Raw genomic sequence first — 2,940 nt, 5'->3', positions numbered from 1 at the left:
CATGACCTCACGCGCCAGGACCACCGTGGGCGAGGCCGCCTCGAGCGCCGCCTTGGCGGTCTCGGCCACGACGCCGTCGGCCACACTGCGCCAGTCGTAGCGCTCGGTGGTCAGCACAACGAGGGCCCCGCTCAGCCGGGGCTGCACAGCGAGCTCGTCCAGGGCGAAGGCCGCTCCGGAGGCGGTAGCTGCCCCCAGGATCTGCAGCGCGTAGCCCACTCCGCCTCCTGCCCCGGCGCCCGGCTGGCGTTCGCGGCGTCGCGGCGTCCCGGTGAGCAGGTCCACACCCGGGGCCGATGTCTGTCTCAGAGACGCGTCGACCACCTCGGTGAGCTCACCGAGCCGCGCCTCGTGCTCCTGGGCCTCGTGCGCCGAGACACCTCGTTCGGTGACCAGTGCGGCACTGGCCCCGTGAAAACCGGTCAACGGCAGCATCGCTGCCGTCGCCAGCACGATCGAGACCCCCGCCCAGTGGTGGCACACCGCTGGCAGGTCATGCAGGTCCTCGCCCGCTCCGAGCGCGCGGAGCAGCCCGAGGCCGCCGTCGTGACACACCACGTCGGTGCCCACACCCACCACGATGCGCTCGGCGCCCGCCTCCCGGGCGGCCACCAGCAGCTCGGCCACCCCCGCGCTCGAGGCGGACCATGGGGAGCGACCGTCGTCGTCCAGATGTCGCCCCACGACGTCTGCCGCCTCGACGTAGGCCGTCTGCCCGCGCCACCCGATCTGGGCCGGCACCGAGCCGCCATATGGCCCGGACACCACGACGGGGTCGACGCGTTCGCTCACGGGGCTCATCGAGTCCACGAACCCGGCACTGCCGTCGGACAGGCTGACCAGCTCCACCGTGTCGTGCGGAGCCGTCTGCGACCAGCCGCGGGCCAGGTCGGCGCCCGATGTCGAGGTCGCTGACGTACCAGGCGCGCCGGAACGGTCGGCGATGACGATCACCCGCACGACAGACCCGCTCAGTACTGCATCCGCATCGCGACGCGGACCTCGTCCAGGGTCCTCGACGCGATGCCTCGAGCGCGCTCGTTCCCGCGACGTAGCACCTGCTGCAGGTAGCCGGGGTCGGCGTTCAGCTCCGCCCGTCGCGCGCGGATGGGGGCGAAGTGCTCGTTCACCGCCTCGGTAGCCATCCTCTTCAGCGCCCCTGCCCCAGCGTCCCCGACCTCGGCAGCGACCTCGTCCGGCTCCCGCCCCCTGGCCAGCGCCGCGAGCAGCACGAGGTTGGACACCTCGGGGCGGCGCTGTGGCTCGTAGGTAATGGTGCGCTCGGAGTCGGTCACGGCCTTCTTCAGCGCGGCGGCCGTGGCGTCGGCGTCCATGCCGAGCTCGATGGTGTTCGCTTTGGACTTGCTCATCTTCGCTCCGTCCGTGCCCAGCAGGTTGGCCGCTTGGCTCAACAGCGCTTCGGGGGCCCGGAACACCGGACGCTCGGAGTCGGCCCGGCCGTATCTCTCGTCGAAGCGGCGGGCGATCACCCGCGCCTGTTCCAGGTGCGGTAGCTGGTCCTTGCCGACTGGGACGAGGTTGGCCTGGCAGAACAGGATGTCGGCCGCTTGGTGCACGGGGTAGGTGAGCAGCAGCCCCGACATCGGCCGACCCTCGGAGTCCGCCGACTCCGCCTTGACGGTCGGGTTCCGCCGGAGCTCGGCCTCGGTCACCAGCGACAGGAAGGGCAGCATGAGCTGGTTCAGCTCCGGGATGGCGGAGTGGGTGAAGATCGTGGTGCGCTCCGGGTCGAGACCGACGGCGAGGTAGTCGGCCACCAGGGAGTAGACCCGCTCCTGCAACGGTCCGACCCCGTCACGGTCGGCGATCACCTGGTAGTCGGCCACCAGGATGAACGTCTCCACTCCCCGCTGCTGCAGGCTGACCCGTTTGGCCAGCGTGCCGAAGTAATGACCCAGGTGCAGGTTTCCGGTCGGCCGGTCGCCGGTGAGCACGCGAAAGGGGCTCGGGTCGGCGGCGATCGCCCGCTCGATCTCGGCTGACCGCGCCACGGTGCGTCGCAACGACGCTTCCGATGTCGCGTCGGCCAGGTCCTGTGCTGCGTCGTTCACAGAGCCGGCACCCGCTCACCTTCCGGTGGGGGGCCAGGAGGGGTGGCGTCGCCGAACGGGGACCCGCCCAGCTGCTCGCGGTGATGCTCGGTCGTCCACATCTGGGCAAGGGGACCGAGCGGCACCACCCCGGTCGGGTTCACGTCACGGTGGGTCTCGTAGTAGTGCGCCTTGATCTGAGCGAAGTCCACCGTGTCGCCGAAGCCCGGCGTCTGGAACAGGTCGCGGGCGTAGGCCCACAGCACCGGCATCTCGGAGAGCTTGGTGCGGTTGCACTTGAAGTGACCGTGGTAGACCGCGTCGAAGCGCACCAGGGTCGTCCACAGCCGGATGTCCGCCTCGGTGATGTGGTCACCCACGAGGTACCGGCGAGTCTCCAGTCGCTCCGAGACGGCGTCCAGGCGGTTGAAGAGCTGGTGGTAGGCCTCCTCATAGGCGTCCTGCGTCCCGGCGAACCCGCAGCGGTAGACCCCGTTGTTGATGTCCTCGTAGATCGGGGCGGAGATCTCGTCGATCTCATCCCGCCAGGCTTCCGGGTACAGGTCGGGGGCACCGTCGCGGTGCAGACTCGTCCACTGGGTCGCGAAGTCCTCGGTGATCTGCCGGAAGTCGTTGGTGATCACCTGCCCGGACTCGATCTCCACGATCGCCGGCACCGTCACCCCCGGCTTGTAGCCCTGGGGCCTGGCTTCGTAGGCGTCCTTCAGGCGGGGGATCCCCAGCACCGGGTCGCGATGTCCTGGGTCGAGGTCGAAGGTCCAGCTGTTCTCGTCGTGCACCGGACCACAGATCCCCATGGACAAGGAGTCCTCCAGGCCGAGCAGCCGACGGGAGACCACCGTGCGGTGCGCCCAGGGGCAGGCGCGGG

3 protein-coding genes are annotated in these 2,940 nt (G+C 70.2%); all 3 read right to left on the bottom strand.

Going from position 1 to position 2,940, the window contains the following annotated elements:
* Positions 1-960, bottom strand: a 960-nt coding sequence (locus tag VJ976_RS01535; protein ID WP_324098226.1) for a glycerate kinase, incomplete at its 3' end; no start/stop codon positions are given.
* Positions 961-971: 11 nt separating this feature from the next.
* Positions 972-2,072 carry a tryptophan--tRNA ligase gene (gene trpS, locus VJ976_RS01530; RefSeq protein WP_324098224.1) on the bottom strand — a complete coding sequence of 367 codons (1,101 nt, stop codon included), beginning with the start codon at positions 2,070-2,072 and terminating at the stop codon, positions 972-974.
* Positions 2,069-2,940 (bottom strand): glutathione S-transferase family protein (locus VJ976_RS01525; RefSeq protein WP_324098222.1); only part of this gene is annotated, 872 nt, incomplete at its 5' end. The genes trpS and VJ976_RS01525, both read right to left, overlap by 4 nt.

The organism is Ornithinimicrobium sp. (assembly GCF_035267225.1).
Classification (GTDB): domain Bacteria; phylum Actinomycetota; class Actinomycetes; order Actinomycetales; family Dermatophilaceae; genus Ornithinicoccus.
The sequence above is the reverse complement of the archived record's forward strand: the minus strand, read 5'-3'. Positions and strand labels throughout refer to the sequence as shown.